This is a genomic window from Kitasatospora terrestris, from assembly GCF_039542905.1.
GTDB lineage: Bacteria > Actinomycetota > Actinomycetes > Streptomycetales > Streptomycetaceae > Kitasatospora > Kitasatospora terrestris.
Genome location: NZ_BAABIS010000001.1, coordinates 6,433,974 through 6,448,792 on the forward strand (window position 1 = coordinate 6,433,974; position 14,819 = coordinate 6,448,792).

The following is a 14,819-nucleotide window of genomic DNA, read 5'->3' on the forward strand; positions in this document are numbered from 1 at the left end:
CCCGTCGACGTCCTGGAGGCCACACCATGACCCGATTCAGACTGCTGCTGGCGGCACTGCTGCTGCCACTGCTCGCCACCGTCCTCGAACCCGTCCGGCTCGGCGTGCCAGCCCTGCGCTACCGGTTCGGCCGGCTCAGGGCCGCCCGGCTGGCCGGTGACCGCGGCGCCATCTCCATCGAACTCGCCCTCGCCGTCATCGTGGTGGTGGCGATCGCGGGCGCGGTGCTGGCCCTGGTGAAGACCCTGGCCACCAACGTGGAGAACCGGATCCCCAAGGACGCGCCGGCTGGCGGACAGTGATCCGACGTCTGCGCGCGCGTCTCGCGGTCCGGGACGCCGGGGTGATGACCCTCAGCCTGGCCATCGTGCTGCCCATCGTCCTCACCGTCGTCATGCTCGTGGTGCAGGCCGCGCTCTGGTGGTACGCCAACCAGGCCGCGATCACCGCGGCGCGTGAGGGCGTGGAGGCGGGCCGGCTGCGGGACGCGCACGCGGACGACGGCCCCAACCGGGCCAGGGACTTCCTGGACCGGGTCGGGGAGCTGGCGAAGGAGCGGTCGGTGGTGGCGAGCGGCGGACCCGACACCTACCAACTCACCGTCAGCGTCCAACCGCTGGCGGTCCTGCCCGGATTCGACCGGCTGTCCGTGACCCAGACGGTCAGCGCTCCGCGCGAGCGCTTCACTCAGCAGGGGGCACCGTGAGAACGCGTCCGTCGATCCGCGGGCGTCGGGCATCCGACCGGGGGAGCCTGGCGCTCGAAGCGGCGATGCTGCTCCCGGTGGTGCTCTCCTTCGCGCTGATGGCCGCCGCCGCCGGACGGCTGCAGACCACCGGGTCGGTGGTCGACGCCGCGGCCCGCGCGGCCGCCCGGGCCGCCTCGCTGGCCCGCAGCGAGGACGGCGCCCGGTCGGCGGCGGCCGAGGCCGCCGCCCAGGTGCTGGGCGACCGCCGGCTGCGGTGCGGCCAGGACCCGGTCGGCCAACCGGTCTTCCGAGACCAGCCGTTCGCCGGCGGGAACCTGCGGACGGTGACCGTCCGGGTCAGCTGCCGGGTCGCGCTGCGGGATCTGCTGCGGTTCGACGGCGTGCCGGGGGAGAAGACAGTGACGGGGGAGTTCACCTCGGTGATCGACCGCTACCGGGGGCAGTGACGGACGTGGTGGGGGAGGGGCGGATGAAGCGGCTGCGGCAGCGCGCGCGGTGGCCCCGGCGACGGTCGCCGGAGGCACGCGACAAGGGGGCGATCTCGGTCCTGGTCGCGATCAGCGCGGCCAGCCTGGTCGTCCTGGTCGGGGTGGTGCTCGACTTCGGCGGCCGGCTGCGCGCCATCGAGAACGCCGACGCGCGGGCGCAGGAGGCCGCCCGGTTCGCCGGTCAGCAACTCGACGAGAAGGCCCTGCGCGACGGCCTCGGCTACCGGCTGGTGCAGGCCACCGCGCGGGACGCCGCGCTCAGCTACCTCCAGCGCCTCGGTCTGCACGGCAGCGTGAACTTCCCCGACCCGCAGACCGTCACGGTCACGGTCGACACCGAGTACCGGACCGCGCTGCTCGGCGCCGTCCGCATCACCACCCTTTCCGTGCACGGGCACGGAAAGGCCACCCTGCTGCACGGCGTCACGGAAGCGGAGAACGGCTGATGGCCGCGCGAGGAGCCAAGGACCGTACCACCGGCGGACGTTCCACCGACGCGACCGGCCGGTCCGGTGGCCGCGGCCACCGGGCGGTGCCGGCGCGGCCCGCCCGGCGACGGCGCACCGGCGGCGCGGTGGTCACCGCGCTCGGCGCGCTCGTCGCCCTGCTCGTCCTGCTGGTCGGCGTGCCCGCCCTGCTGCTCTACGGCACCCTCGCGGTCGCCGACATGGGCGGCCCGGTGGAGGGCGGCGTGATCGCCGCGCTGACCAGCCCCGACGACGGCCGGCTCTTCCTGTGGGCGCTGGTCGCGGTCGGCTGGCTGGCCTGGCTGTGCTTCGCGTTCTCCGTGCTCGTCGAGATCCCCGCCCAGCTGCGCGGCCGGGTCGCCCGCCGGCTGCCCGCCTTCGGCTGGAGCCAGCGGATCGCCGCCGGCCTGGTCGGATCCGTCCTCGCCCTGGTCCCGGTCGCCGGATCGGCCTTCGCCGCCACCGAACGCGTGCAGATCGCGCCCGCCACCGCCCCCGCGCTGCCGGCCGGCACCACCGCGTACGCCGCGCTGCCCGCCGCCGCGCCCGCCACCGCTCCGACCGCCGAGCAGCAGCCCGGCTACACCGTCCGCGACACCCGGCCCGCCGACAGCCTCTGGTCGATCGCCGAGCGCCAACTCGGCTCCGGCGAGCGCTGGGTGGAGATCGCCAAGCTCAACGACGGTCGGGCGATGGACGGTTCCGGCACCCGCTTCGACGCGGACCGGCCGATCCAGCCCGGGTGGCGGCTGCTGATGCCCGCCGACGCCAAGCCGGACACCGGCGCGGGCGGCGGACCGGGGGGCGGCGCCGCGCCGGCCGAATCCACGACGGGCGGGGCGTCCGCCGGGTCCGCGCCCGCGCACGCCACCGTCACCGTGCACCAGGGCGACACGCTCTCCGCCATCGCCCAGCGCGAGCTGGGCGACGCCGAGCGGTGGCCGCAGATCTTCGACGCCAACAAGGGCGTCCGGGCCCCCGACGGCGAGCGGCTCACCGACCCGGACGTGGTGGTGCCGGGCATGGTGCTCAGCCTGCCCGGAGCCCCCGCCCAGGCCCCCGCGCCGACCACGGACCCGGCCCCCGCGACCGAGCCGGCGCCCACCCCGCCGCCCGGTGCGGAGCAGCAGCCGACCCCGCCGCCGGGCCCCGCACCGGCGGGGACGGCCCCGGCACCTGCGGCATCCGCCCCCGCCTCGGCACCCGCCTCGGCCGGGCCGGTGGCGCCCGTCGAGCACACCGCACCCGCCGCCGACCAGCACGCCGAGGCGCCGAGCGACGACTACACGGTCGCCTTCGCCGCCTCCACCGTCGGCGTCCTGCTCGCCGCCGTGCTGATCGGCTCCGTCGCCCGCCGCCGCACCGACCAGCTGCGCGCCCGCCGCCCCCGGCACCGGATCACCATGCCCGCCCCGGCCGCCGCCCGCTTCGAGGCGGAACTGAAGGCACGCCAGGACATCGACGGCCTGGAGCTGCTCAACCGCGCCCTGCGCACCCTCTCCCGCAACACCGTGCGCGGCGGCAAGAAGCTCCCCGCCCTGGTCGCCGCCCGGATCACCACCGGCCGGACCGTCGAACTCCACCTCGCCGCCCCCGCCGTCCCGATCGCCCCGTTCCGCGCCGCCCACGCGGCGAACGTGTGGTGGTGCCCCGACGACGCCTCCGACCTGCTCTCCGCGGGTCAGGCCGCCAAGTACCCCGCCCCCTACCCGGCGCTCGTCACCCTCGGCTGCTCGCCGGACGGCTCGGTCGTCCTCGCCGACCTGGAGACCGTCCGGCTCGTCCACCTCTCCGGTCACCCCGACGACGCCGAGGACGTGCTGCGCACCCTCGCCGTCGAACTCGCCCACAGCCCGCTCGCCGACCGGCTCCACCTCCACCTGGTCGGCGTCGCCGCCGACCTGCCCGGCTCCGGGCCCGCCGCCGACCGGGTCCACCACCACCCCACCATCGAGTCCGCGCTCGCCGCCCTCGGCCCGCGCACCGCCAAGGCCCGCGCCACCCTGATCGGCGCCGACGCCACCAGCCCGCGCGACGCCCGCAGCCGCGGCCACGCCGACGAGTCGTGGATCCCCGAGATCGTGCTCTGCGCCCAGCCGCCGTCCGGCACCGTGCCCGCCGAGCTCGGCCGGCTGCTCGACGGCCGCCCGCGCACCTGCCTCGCCGTCGTCACCCGCGCCCCCGAACGCGGCTCCGGCCCGGTCGCCCGCTGGACCCTCCCCGCGACCGGCCCCGCCCAGCTGCCCGGCCTCCACCTGACCGTCGAACTCCAGCGCCTGGACCGGGAACAGTACGACCACCTCGGCGAACTCGTGCGCAGCTCCGGGGACTTCACCCAGCACCCGGCACCCGAGTGGACCCTCGACGGCCCCGGCGCGGACGAGGACGACGACCTCGTGCCGACGGAACTCCCGCTTCCCGTGCCGGTACTGGCCGCCGTCGCGGCATCGGGCCCGGCCGGTGGGGCGGGCGGCGACGAGGCCGCGACGCGCCTGCTCGCGCGGGTCATCGCCACCGGCGCCAGCCCGTTCGCGGGCACCGCGCCGACCGTGACCCCGTCCCCGGACGCCCCGGCGGCGACCACCGCGCCGCGCCACAGCATCAACGGCCTCGGGCTGCACGCCGTCAGCCCCGTCCACCCGCCGGCCACCAACCCCTACGGCCGGGGCCCGGCCGCCCTGCCGTCCGGTACGGCGCCCGCCGCTCCGGCCCAGCCCGCCGCGACCGGCCGCCGACCGGAGGACGCCGCCGCCGCCGGGCGGGCGGCGGACCTCGCCGGGCCGGACCGGCTCCCGCCCGCGGCGGCCACGGCCGGTCCGTTCGCACCGGTGGAGCCGGGGGCCGCGGGGCCAGAGCCGTCGCTGCCCGGGTCGCCGGTGGCGCAGCCGGGTGCGTCGGTGTCCTGGGGGCCGGAGGCCGCGCCGGGCCAGGGGGCCGCGGGGCCAGAGCCGTCGCTGCCGGGGTCGCCGGTGGCGCAGCCGGGTGCGTTCGGGCCATCGATCGCCGCGGAGGCGGAGCCGTCGTCCACCGCGCCCCTGCCGCAGGCCCCCTACGCGGCCGCGGCCGAGCTGCCGGTCGCGTCCCGGGCCCCGTACACCACTCCGGATGCCGCGGACCAGCCGGCCGCCGTGCCGCTGCCGCAGGCGGCCCCCCACGCGGCCGCAGCCCAGCAGTCGCCGGCGTTCCCCGCGCCGGAGGCCGCGCAGCCCACCGCCCCGTTCGCGGGGCCGGCCGCCGGCGGGGCGGAGGCGTCGCTGTCGCCGGCCGCGCCCCCGGCCCGGGTGGTGCCCGGCGAGACCGAGGTGCCCCCGGTCGCCGACGGCGAGCCGGCGCCGACGCACGACCAGGTGCCCGCGCCCGACGCGCACGGCCCGGCCGCCGCACCCACCCGCCCCGCGCCGCGGCCGGACACCGGGCCGGCCCGTACCGACAGCGACGACCTGCTGGCGATCCTGCGCTCCTCGGAGGCGCACGCCGCCCGGACCGCGCCCAGGATCCGCGTCCTCGGCCCGGTCGACGTGCTGAGCGCCGCCGGTCAGGTCGAGCCGGCCGCGGCCGTCCGGCTGACCGAGCTGGCCGCGTACCTGGCGCTGCGGCCCGGCACCGAGCACGTCGCCCTGGACCACGACCTGCACCCGGGCGCCGCGCACCTCGACCCGCGGGCGACCGCGGAGCGTCTGGCCGACCCGCTGCCCGCCAAGCTCGCCGCGCTCTCGCGCTGGCTGGGCACGGCGGCCGACGGACGTCCGTTCCTGCCGATCGACCACGCTGCCCCGGCCGGCCGGCCGGACCCGGTGGCCGCGTACGCGCTCGTGCCGACGGTCAGCTGCGACTGGGACGAGTTCCGCAGCCTCTACCGCCGGGGCATGCGGTCGACCTCGGCGACCGCCGACGCCGCGCTGGCGCACGCGCTGGCGCTGGTCCGCGGGGCGCCGTTCGCGGAGGCCCCGGCCGGGGCGTACGGCTGGGCCGAGTCGGAGCGGCAGGACATGCTCGCCGCGATCGTCGACACCGCGCACGAACTCGCCGCGCGGCGCCTCCAGTACGGCGACCACCGCACCGCCGAGGCGGCGATCTTCCGCGCGCTGGCGGTCGCCCCGGACGTCGAGCTGCTGCACCGCGACCTGTTCTACGCGTACGCCTCGGCCGGTGCCCGCGACCAGCTGGTCCGGGCGGTCAACCGGCTGGACGCGCTCTCCCGCCGCACCGGACGCGATCTCGACCCGGACACCGTGGCGCTGCTGCGCGACCTCCTCACCGGAGCGTGACGGCAGGGGTTCCGACGGAGGGCCTACGCGGTGCCGCCGGCCGCGTAGGCGTCCTCCAGGGCCTGGACGTCGATCTTGCGCATGGTGAGCATCGACTTCATCACCCGGGCCGCCTTCACCGGGTCCGGGTCGGCGAGCAGTTCGGTGAGCCGGCGCGGCACGATCTGCCAGGACAGGCCGAAGCGGTCCTTGAGCCAGCCGCAGGCGCTCTCCTCGCCGCCGTCGGTCAGCCGGGCCCACAGCTCGTCCACCTCGGCCTGGTCTACGCAGTCCACCTCGAACGAGACCGCCTCGGTGAAGCTGAACAGCGGCCCGCCGTTCAGCGCGACGTACCGCTGCCCGGCCAGTTCGAACGACACCGTCATCACCGTCCCGGCCACGCCCGGACCGGCCTCGCCGTAGCGCTGGATCTCGAGGATGCGGGAATCCGGGAAGAGCGAGGTGTAGAACTCGGCCGCCTCCTCCGCCCGGTCGTCGAACCAGAGGAACGGGGTGATCTTCTGCTGCGCCATGACGCCTCCTCATGCGGTCGGTCCCGCACGACGCTAGGCCGTCCCGGCCGCCCGGCGGCGGACCGACCGCACGGGTGACCCCGGTCGGAGCAGCGCCCGGGTCAGACCGCGACCGGCTCGGCGGCGGGCGCGGGCGGCAGCAGTTCCACCTGTCGCGCGGTGATCCGGCGGGCGATCAGCACGAAGACGACGGCGCTCGCGGCCGAGAGCACGGTGGAGCCGAGCAGTGTGCCCACGGTCCGGATCCCGAGCATGCCGGCGACTGCCACGGCACCGGCGGCCAGGTGCAGTCCCCACCACAGGTGCACCGTCGTGGCCGAGACCGGGGCCTCGCCGGCGCGTCGCAGCGCGAGCAGGAGGCGCCAACGCATCCACACGCTCAGCACCGGGACCAACCAGCCGGCCAGCGCCCGTCCGGGGCCGAACGGCAGCGGATCGTCGGCGAGCAGTGCGGCGTTGGCCCAGCAGCGCCGGAACCAGACCGCGCCGACGATGTAGCCGATCACCAGGAACACCTGCGCCAGTACGCCGGGCAGGACCGCCCGGTCCGGCAGGCCCGCGAGGAGAAGGACGACCGCGGCGATCTGGCACACCACGTTCAGCGCGGCGGAGACCTGGAGTCCCAGTGCCGACTCCCGGGGGTCGCGTGGCTGAGGCGGTATCACGGGCGGCTCCTCCGTGCGGTGATCGAGTAGCGAGAAGGTAGCAGAGCGGGCTTGACTTCAAGTTCGCTTGAAGTTTCAGGATGGCTCCGACAGGTCGGTGGTCGAGTGGAGTGAGGGCGGCATGCGCGCGGTGTGGGTGCGGGAGTTCGGCGGTCCCGAGGTGCTGGTGCCGGGGTGGGCGCCGGAGCCGGTGCCGGGGGCGGGGCAGGTGGTGGTGCGGGTGTCGCACGCGAACATCACCTTCGTGGAGACCCAGTTCCGGGCGTCGGGGCGGGGGCCGTTCGCCGTCGAGCCGCCGTTCGTGCCGGGCAACGGCGTGGCGGGGACGGTCGTGGGGGTCGGCGAGGGCGTGGACCGGGCGGTGCTGGGACGTTCGGTGGTGACGGCGACCGGCGGTTCGGGCGGGTACGCCGAGCTGGCGCTCGCCCCGGCCGACGGCCTGTACGGCATCCCGGACGGCCTCGCGCCGGAGGCGGCGCTGGCGCTGCTGGCCGACGGCCGGACCGCCGCGATGCTGGTGGAGACGGCCGGCGTCCGGCCGGGCGACCGGGTGCTGGTGGAGGCGGCGGGCGGCGGGGTCGGCAGTCTGTTGGTCCAGCTCGCCGGCGCGGCCGGGGCCGAGGTGACGGGGGCGGCGGGCGGCGCGACCAAGCTGGCGCTGGCCCGCGAGCTCGGCGCGCACGCCACGGTCGACTACACCGAGCCGGGCTGGGCGGAGCGGGTCGGTCAGCTGGACGTGGTCTTCGACGGTGTCGGCGGGGAGATCGGCCGGGCGGCGTTCGGCAGACTCGGGGCCGGTGGACGGATGGTCTCTTTCGGTCTGGCCAGCGGCAGTTGGGCCGGCATCGACGCGGAGGAGGCGGGGGCGCGCGACGTGACCCTGCTCGGGCTGCGTCCGACGCCGGACCGGGTCCGCGCGGCCACCGAGCACGTCCTCGCGGAGGCGGCGGCGGGGCGGCTGCGGCCGGTGATCGGCCGGCGCTTCCCGCTGGAGCGGGCCGCCGACGCGCACCGTGCCATCGAGTCCCGGGCGACGCTCGGCAAGACCCTGCTCGACGTGGCGCAGCCCGGGCCGGACGGACGCGTCCGATAACCCGTCGTCGCCGGACGGCCCGCCGCCTACGATCTCGTCATGGACGCGCCGATCATCCCTCCCAAGCCCCGCCCCGGCGACCGCGTCGCGGTCGTCTCGCCGGCCGCCGGCCTGCCCGGAGTCCTCCCCCTGCCGTACGAGCTCGGGCTGCGCCGGCTGGTCGAGGAGTTCGACCTCAAGCCGGTCGAGTACCCGACCACCCGGACCATGGGCGCGAGCCCGCAGGCGCGCGCCGCCGACCTGCACGCCGCCTTCGCGGACCCGGAGATCAAGGCGGTGATCGCCTCGATCGGCGGCGACGACCAGATCACGGTGGTCCCGCACCTGGACGCCGAGCTGATCCGGGCCAACCCCAAGCCGTTCTTCGGCTTCAGCGACAACACCAACCTGCTGGACTTCCTCTGGGGCCTCGGCATCGTCGGCTACCACGGCGCCTCGGTGATGACCCAGTTCGGCCGGCCCGGCGCGATGCACCCGATGACCGCCGCCTCCGCGCGTGCCGCCCTGTTCACCACCGGCCCGTACGAGCTCGCCGAGCCCGGCCGGATCACCGAGGAGATCCGCGACTGGGCCGACCCCGCCACCTTCGAGCAGGAGCCCGCCACCGAGCCCGTCCCGGGGTGGACCTGGCACCACGCCGACCGGGTGGTCGAGGGCCCGACCTGGGGCGGCTGCCTGGAGGTCCTCGCCGGCATGCTGATGGCCGACCGGATCAAGGAGCCCGAGGCGTACGCGGGCCACGTGCTCCTCCTGGAGACCTCCGAGGAGCTGCCGAGTGCGGACACGGTCTGGCGGACCCTGCGCGCGATGGGCGAGCGCGGGCTGCTCCGGCAGTTCCCCGCGCTGCTGATGGGCCGCGCCATGGCGTGGAACTTCGAGAAGCGCAACGACCGGGCCGCCCGCGAGACGTACCGCGCCGAGCAGCGCGCGGCGGTGCTGCGGGCGCTGGCCGCGTACGCCCCCGACACGCTCGCCGTCTTCGACGTCGACCTCGGGCACACCGAGCCGCAGCAGGTCGTCCCGTACGGCGGCCGGGTCCGGGTGGACGGGCCCGCGCGGCGGATCACCGTGCACTACTGAGCAGGCGTCCGCTCCGCCCGGCTGCGGCACCCGGGCCTGGCTCCGATCCCGGCGACCCCGTAAGGTGGCTGACCGGGCACGGTGCCGCGACCGCGGCAGGGCGGGGGGATGACGGGCAGTGGCGGACCTGACGACCGCATCCGCGGACGGATCGCAGACCCCGGTGGATCCCGAGCAGACCGTCAAACTGCCCGGCCCCGGCGGCGAACCGGCCGCTCCGGCCCCCCCCGACCCGTTCGAGCTGCCGCGCACCGCCGCCGCCGACCCCTTCGCCCGACCTGACTCCGCGCCAGTGGCCGCGCCGCCGGCCGCCGGTGCGCTGCCGCCCGTCCCGCCGCTGCCGCCCACCGCCCCGGCGACCGGGTGGACCGGCGTGATGCCCGCCGTCGTGCCCGGCCAGGCGCCGGCACCGGCGGGCCCGGACGCCCCCGCGCACGGCATCGGCGGCGGCCTGCGCGGCCGCATCCTGGTCATCGAGGGCGGCTACGGCGGCCGGCGCTCCTGGGGCCGCGGCGGATCCGCGCACGCCGAGATGCTCTCCACCGTCCTCGCCGGCGTGGCCCCGCAGATCCTGCTCTCCGCCGACGCGGTGGACGCCGTCCACCTGCCCGGCGGCGCCGAACCGCAGACCGTCCTGGCCCACCTGCGGGCCGCCGCCCGCCACCTCGGGCCGGTCCTGATCCACCTCGGCGGCCACCTGATCACCGACCGGCGCGGCGGCCAGCTGTACCTGACCCTCCGTGACGCCAAGCCGTCCGAGAGCCTGCCCTGGTCCGCGCTCGCCACCGAGCTGCGCCACCGGCCCGCCGAACTCGACACCCTCGTCATCGCCGACCTCAGCGCCGACCACGCCACCTGGCCGCAGCTCCTCGCCCTCGGCCACGGCCTCGCCGAAGGCGTGCCGATGTGGGCCGCGATCAGCCCCGACCCCGACCAGATCGGCACCTTCACCCGCGCCCTGGTCGAGTCCCTGCACCGGGGCCAGCCGGGCGCCGACACCCTGTTGACGCCCGAACAGCTCCAGCCGCAGGTCCACTCCGTGCTGCGCGCCGACAACATCGTGGTGGTCGCCCACCCGGCCGGGCGCCCGTACTTCCGCAACACCTCGCGGCAGATCGGTGCCGGCGCCGGCGCCGGCACCGAGCCCGCGCCCGCTCCCGCCGCCGCCGAACCCCGGGTCCCGGCGCCGCCGGCCGGCCCGCCGTCCGTCGCCGCGAGCACGGCCGACGGCACGGTACGGACCCGGGTGAGCCCCGGCTGGACGCCGCGCGGCATGGTCAGCCTCCGCAAGCCGGGCGTCCCGCCCACGCCGCCGCGACCGCCCCGGCCCGTCTCCCTGCTCAAGGCCGGCGACACCGCTGCCGAGCCCCTGGCGGCGACCGCCGGCCTGCCCGCCCCGGGCGGGGCTCCCGGCGCCTCGGGGCCCGCCTCCGGCCCGCTCGCGGCGACCGTGGACCTGGCGAAGCCGGGTACGGACCCGCTCGCCGCCACCGTCGACCTGGCCGAGCCGCGGAACAGCGACCCGCTCGCCGCGACCCTGGACCTCGCCCCCGGCCGGTCGGAACCGACCCCGGACGCGGTGCGCGGCGGTCCGGCTCCGGCCCACGACCCGCTGCCCACCCCGGGCGGAGCTCCGGGCCCGGGCCCGGCGATCGCGCCCGGCGCGGCCACGGCCCACGGCCCTGCGGCGTCGACCCAGGCCCCGCCGCCCGGTGCGGCGCCCGGCCCCGCGGCGCCCGGCCCCGCGGCGTCCGGCTCCTCGGGGCCCGCCTCCGGCCCGCTCGCGGCGACCGTGGACCTGGCGAAGCCCGGCTCCGACCCGCTCGCCGCCACCGTCGACCTGGCCAAGGCGCCGCCTCCGGCGCCGTCGACCGACTACCGCGAGGCGATCGGCCGGATCGTCCGCTGCGCCGACGCGGGCGACCACACGACCGCCGCCGAGCTCGCGCTGACGCTGGAGCAGGAGGCCGTCGCCGCCCACGGCGACGACGCGCCGGCGGTGCTGCAGGCCCGCCAGGTGCGCGCGCACGTCTCCCGGCTCGCGGGCAGCCCGGCCCTGGCCGCGGAGCTGTACCGCCAGGTGGCGGTGGTCCTGCTGCGCACCGAGGGCGCCGGGCACCCGGAGACCCAGCAGGCCGCGACCAACGCCGAGGCGTGCTGGCGGGCGATCCCCGAGCCCGCCGAGGCGATCAGGATCGCCCCGGACATCATCGAACTGCGCGCCCACCTGCCGGGCCCCGACGGCCGCAAGCTCCGCGCGGCGGAGCGCCACCTGATGCAGCTCGCCGAGGCCAAGGCGCGGGCCTAGCCGTTCTGACCCGAGGGCGCGGGCCCGTACGGCGCCGAAGCACCGGGCCCGCGCCCTCCGGCCGTGCTAGCGGGCGCCGCCGTTGACGTACAGCGTCTGCCCGCTGACGTACGACGCGTCCTCGCTGGCGAGGAAGGCGACCACGGCGGCGATCTCCTCGGGCTGCCCGACGCGGCGCAGCGGGGTGCGGTCGGCGGCGAGCGCCTGGTGCTCCTCGGCGGTGGCGCCGACGCGTTCGGCGGTGGCGGCGGTCATCGAGGTGGCGATGTAGCCGGGGGCGACGGCGTTCACGTTGATGTTGAACGGGCCGAGCTCGATGGCCAGGGTCGCGGTGAGGCCCTGGATGCCGGCCTTGGCGGCGGCGTAGTTGGCCTGGCCGCGGTTGCCGAGCGCGGAGCGCGAGCTGAGCGAGACGATCTTGCCGTACTTCTGCGCGACCATGTACTTCTGCACGACGTGGCTGCAGTTGTACGCGCTGGTCAGGTTGACCGTCAGCACGGCGTCCCAGTCGGACTTCGGCATCTTGAAGAAGAGGTTGTCGCGGGTGATCCCGGCGTTGTTCACCAGGATGTGGATCGCGCCCAGCTCCTCGACCACGGCCGCGAAGACGGCCTCCACCGCGTCGTAGTCGGCGACGTCGCAGCCGTACGCCCGGGCCGTACCGCCCTTCGCGGTGATCGCGGCCACGGTGTCCGCCGCGCGCTCGGCGGTGAGGTCGACGACGGCGACCGTGGCGCCCTCCTCCGCGAGCCGCATCGCGGTGGCGGCGCCGATGCCCTGGGCCGCCCCGGTCACCACGGCGACCTTGCCGGTGAACCGATCCATTGCCAACTCCATTTCTGCGTAACGCTGTTCGGTGGGTCTCAGACGTTCTCGACGACGACGGCGGTGCCCTGCCCGACGCCGACGCACATGGTGGCGAGGCCGCGGCGGGCGCCGGTGCGGTGCATCCGGTGCAGCAGGGTGGTGAGGATGCGGGCGCCGGAGCCGCCGAGCGGGTGGCCGAGCGCGATGGCGCCGCCGGTCGGGTTGACCAGCTCCGGGTCGAAGCGCAACTCCCGTACGCTGGCGAGCGCCTGGGCGGCGAAGGCCTCGTTGAACTCGGCCTCGTCGATGTCGGTGACGCTCCAGCCCGCGCGGGCCAGCACCTTGCGGGTGGCGGGCACCGGGCCGATGCCCATCACGTCCGGGTGGACCCCGGCCGAGGCGCCCGCGACGTACCGGCCGAGCGGCTCCAACTCCAGCTCCCGCAGGACCTCTTCGCTGACCAGCAGCAGGGCGGCCGCGCCGTCGTTCATCGGTGAGGCGTTGCCCGCGGTGACGCTGCCGCCGGCCCGGAAGACCGGCTTGAGGCGGCCGAGCTTCTCCAGGGTGGTGTCCTCGCGGATGCACTCGTCCTCGGTGACGGTGACGCCGTCCGGCCGTACCACGGAGAGGAGTTCGGCGTCGAAGAGGCCGTCCTTGCGGGCCGCGGCCGCCAGCCGGTGGCTGCGCAGGGCGAACCGGTCCTGCTCCTCGCGGCTGACGCCGTGGCGCCGGGCGACCTCCTCGGCGGTCTCGCCCATCGAGAGCACGCCGTGCAGCTCGTGCATCCGCGGGTTGGTGATCCGCCAGCCGAGCCGGGTGTCGAAGGTCTCCATCCGGTGCGGCAGCGCCTCGTCGGGGCGGGGCAGCACGAACGGCGCGCGGCTCATCGACTCGCAGCCGCCGGCGACCACCACGTCCGCGTCGCCGGAGCCGATCGCCCGGGCGGCGGTGGTGACGGCCTCCAGGCCGGAGGCGCAGAGCCGGTTGAGGGTGGCGCCGGGGACGGTGTCGGGCAGTCCGGCGAGCAGGACGGCCATCCGGGCGAGGTTGCGGTTGTCCTCGCCGGCCTGGTTGGCGGCGCCCCAGTAGACGTCGTCGATCCGGGCGGGGTCGAGCTGCGGGACGCCGTCGAGCAGTCCGCGCAGCACGGCGGCGGACAGGTCGTCCGGCCGGACGGTGGACAGCGCGCCGCGCAGCTTCCCGATCGGGGTGCGGCGGGCGGCGGCGAAGTAGACAGGACGCACTTCGTCGGGCTCCTAATCTCGATACTAGAACGCGTTGATGCCGGTCAGGGATCGCCCGATCAGCAGCTTGTGGATCTGGCTGGTGCCTTCGTACAGGGTCATCACCCGCGCGTCGCGCAGGTACTTGCCGACCGGGTACTCGTCGATGAAGCCGTAGCCGCCGAAGACCTGGAGGGCGTTGTTGGCGGCCCGCACCGCCGCCTCGCTGGCGTACAGCTTGGCGACGGAGGACTCGGTGGCGAACGGCAGTCCGCGCTCGATGTGGTCGGCGACCCGCCAGGTGAGCAGTCGGGCGGCGTCCACGTCGACGGCGATGTCGGAGATCAGTTCCTGCACCAGCTGGTGCGAGGCGATCGGCTTCCCGAACTGCTCGCGCTCGCCGGCGTACCTCACGGCGGCCTCCAGGCAGGCCCGGGCGATGCCGACGCAGCCCGCGGCGACCGACATCCGGCCCTTGGCGAGGGCGGCCATGGCGACGGTGAAGCCCTTGCCCTCCGCGCCGAGCCGGGCGCTGTCGGGCACCCGGACGCCGTCGAAGGTCAGCTCGGCGGTGGCCTGGCCGCGCAGGCCGAGCTTGCCGTGGATCAGCCGCCGCTCGAAGCCGGGGGAGTCGGTGGGCACCAGGAACGCCGTCACCCCCCGGTGGCCCGGCCCGCCGGTGCGGGCGAAGACCAGGGCGACCTCGGCCCAGGTGCCGTTGGTGATGAACGTCTTCGAGCCGGTGATCAGCCAGTCGTCGCCGTCGCGCACCGCGCGGGTGGTGAGGTTGGCGGCGTCCGAGCCGGTGCCGGGCTCGGTGAGCGCGAAGCAGGCCAGCGCCTCGCCGGAGGTGAGCCGGGGCAGCCAGTGCCGCTTCTGCTCCTCGGTGCCGAAGGAGTTGACGGACTTGCCGACCAGGCCCAGCGAGACCGAGACGATGCCGCGCACCGAGGAGTCGCCGCGGCCGAGCTCCTCCAGGACCAGGCAGTACGCGAGGTGGTCGCCGCCGCTGCCGCCGTACTCCTCGGGCAGGGTGAGGCCGAGGAAGCCCAGCTTGCCGAGTTTGCGCACGATCCCCAGGTCCACCTGCTCGGCCCGGTCCCACTCGGCGGCGTGCGGCACGATCTCGCGGTCGGTGAAGTCCGCCGCGAGTTCGCGGACGGCGGCCTGCTCCTCGGTGAGTTCCAGGTTCATGCGGC

Annotated in this window: 13 protein-coding genes; 8 read left to right on the plus strand and 5 right to left on the minus strand. The window is 76.4% G+C overall.

Translation table 11 applies throughout. From position 1 onward, the window contains the following. The first annotated feature begins 26 nt into the window (after positions 1-26). From ABEB06_RS29540 to ABEB06_RS29560, 5 genes are read left to right on the plus strand one after another with little or no spacing between them, the layout of a single operon-like run. Positions 27-302 (plus strand): hypothetical protein, encoded by a 276-nt coding sequence (locus tag ABEB06_RS29540; protein ID WP_345699947.1) that lies wholly within the window; start codon positions 27-29, stop codon positions 300-302. A 44-nt stretch (positions 303-346) separates the two neighbouring features. Beyond that, positions 347-706 carry a TadE family protein gene (locus ABEB06_RS29545; RefSeq protein ID WP_345699948.1) on the plus strand — a complete coding sequence of 120 codons (360 nt, stop codon included), beginning with the start codon at positions 347-349 and terminating at the stop codon, positions 704-706. Beyond that, complete coding sequence (locus tag ABEB06_RS29550) at positions 703-1,155, plus strand: TadE/TadG family type IV pilus assembly protein (protein WP_345699949.1); 453 nt, start codon at positions 703-705, stop codon at positions 1,153-1,155. Before ABEB06_RS29545 ends, ABEB06_RS29550 begins: the two co-directional genes overlap by 4 nt. A 23-nt stretch (positions 1,156-1,178) precedes the next feature. Further along, complete coding sequence (locus tag ABEB06_RS29555) at positions 1,179-1,643, plus strand: hypothetical protein (RefSeq protein ID WP_345699950.1); 465 nt, start codon at positions 1,179-1,181, stop codon at positions 1,641-1,643. After that, the gene (locus tag ABEB06_RS29560; protein WP_345699951.1) at positions 1,643-5,932 is read left to right on the plus strand and encodes a BTAD domain-containing putative transcriptional regulator; all 4,290 of its coding nucleotides are present in this window, start codon (positions 1,643-1,645) and stop codon (positions 5,930-5,932) included. The genes ABEB06_RS29555 and ABEB06_RS29560 overlap by 1 nt, the downstream gene beginning before the upstream one ends. A 23-nt stretch (positions 5,933-5,955) precedes the next feature. Here ABEB06_RS29560 and ABEB06_RS29565 read toward each other — a convergent pair whose 3' ends face one another. Then, a complete protein-coding gene (locus ABEB06_RS29565; protein ID WP_345699952.1) occupies positions 5,956-6,444 on the minus strand; it encodes a VOC family protein in 489 nt (162 codons plus the stop codon). 101 nt (positions 6,445-6,545) lie between these two features. After that, positions 6,546-7,109 (minus strand): DUF4328 domain-containing protein, encoded by a 564-nt coding sequence (locus tag ABEB06_RS29570; RefSeq protein WP_345699953.1) that lies wholly within the window; start codon positions 7,107-7,109, stop codon positions 6,546-6,548. Positions 7,110-7,230: 121 nt separating this feature from the next. Here ABEB06_RS29570 and ABEB06_RS29575 point away from each other — a divergent pair, with 121 nt between their 5' ends. The 3 genes from ABEB06_RS29575 to ABEB06_RS29585 all read left to right on the plus strand — a co-directional run bounded on the left by ABEB06_RS29575 (position 7,231) and on the right by ABEB06_RS29585 (position 11,590). After that, the gene (locus ABEB06_RS29575) at positions 7,231-8,202 is read left to right on the plus strand and encodes a zinc-binding dehydrogenase (protein ID WP_345699954.1); all 972 of its coding nucleotides are present in this window, start codon (positions 7,231-7,233) and stop codon (positions 8,200-8,202) included. A 39-nt stretch (positions 8,203-8,241) separates the two neighbouring features. After that, positions 8,242-9,282 carry a S66 family peptidase gene (locus tag ABEB06_RS29580; RefSeq protein ID WP_345699955.1) on the plus strand — a complete coding sequence of 347 codons (1,041 nt, stop codon included), beginning with the start codon at positions 8,242-8,244 and terminating at the stop codon, positions 9,280-9,282. 118 nt (positions 9,283-9,400) lie between these two features. After that, a complete protein-coding gene (locus tag ABEB06_RS29585) occupies positions 9,401-11,590 on the plus strand; it encodes a hypothetical protein (RefSeq protein ID WP_345699956.1) in 2,190 nt (729 codons plus the stop codon). 66 nt (positions 11,591-11,656) lie between these two features. Here ABEB06_RS29585 and fabG read toward each other — a convergent pair whose 3' ends face one another. From fabG to ABEB06_RS29600, 3 genes are read right to left on the minus strand one after another with little or no spacing between them, the layout of a single operon-like run. Next, positions 11,657-12,415, minus strand: coding sequence for a 3-oxoacyl-ACP reductase FabG (gene fabG / locus ABEB06_RS29590; RefSeq protein WP_345699957.1), 759 nt, complete (start codon positions 12,413-12,415; stop codon positions 11,657-11,659). Between the two features lie 38 nt (positions 12,416-12,453). Beyond that, a complete protein-coding gene (locus ABEB06_RS29595) occupies positions 12,454-13,641 on the minus strand; it encodes a thiolase family protein (RefSeq protein WP_345699958.1) in 1,188 nt (395 codons plus the stop codon). Between the two features lie 24 nt (positions 13,642-13,665). Then, complete coding sequence (locus tag ABEB06_RS29600; protein ID WP_345699959.1) at positions 13,666-14,814, minus strand: acyl-CoA dehydrogenase family protein; 1,149 nt, start codon at positions 14,812-14,814, stop codon at positions 13,666-13,668. Positions 14,815-14,819 lie beyond the last annotated feature (5 nt).

What these genes read in the sequence shown, in the direction of transcription:
- ABEB06_RS29555 (WP_345699950.1), top strand. Translation starts at nt 1,179, where the DNA reads ATGAAGCGGCTGCGGCAGCGCGCGCGGTGGCCCCGGCGACGGTCGCCG.
- ABEB06_RS29565 (WP_345699952.1), bottom strand. Translation starts at nt 6,444, where the DNA reads ATGGCGCAGCAGAAGATCACCCCGTTCCTCTGGTTCGACGACCGGGCG.
- ABEB06_RS29600 (WP_345699959.1), bottom strand. Translation starts at nt 14,814, where the DNA reads ATGAACCTGGAACTCACCGAGGAGCAGGCCGCCGTCCGCGAACTCGCG.
- ABEB06_RS29560 (WP_345699951.1), top strand. Translation starts at nt 1,643, where the DNA reads ATGGCCGCGCGAGGAGCCAAGGACCGTACCACCGGCGGACGTTCCACC.
- ABEB06_RS29575 (WP_345699954.1), top strand. Translation starts at nt 7,231, where the DNA reads ATGCGCGCGGTGTGGGTGCGGGAGTTCGGCGGTCCCGAGGTGCTGGTG.
- ABEB06_RS29540 (WP_345699947.1), top strand. Translation starts at nt 27, where the DNA reads ATGACCCGATTCAGACTGCTGCTGGCGGCACTGCTGCTGCCACTGCTC.
- ABEB06_RS29545 (WP_345699948.1), top strand. Translation starts at nt 347, where the DNA reads ATGACCCTCAGCCTGGCCATCGTGCTGCCCATCGTCCTCACCGTCGTC.
- ABEB06_RS29580 (WP_345699955.1), top strand. Translation starts at nt 8,242, where the DNA reads ATGGACGCGCCGATCATCCCTCCCAAGCCCCGCCCCGGCGACCGCGTC.
- fabG (WP_345699957.1), bottom strand. Translation starts at nt 12,415, where the DNA reads ATGGATCGGTTCACCGGCAAGGTCGCCGTGGTGACCGGGGCGGCCCAG.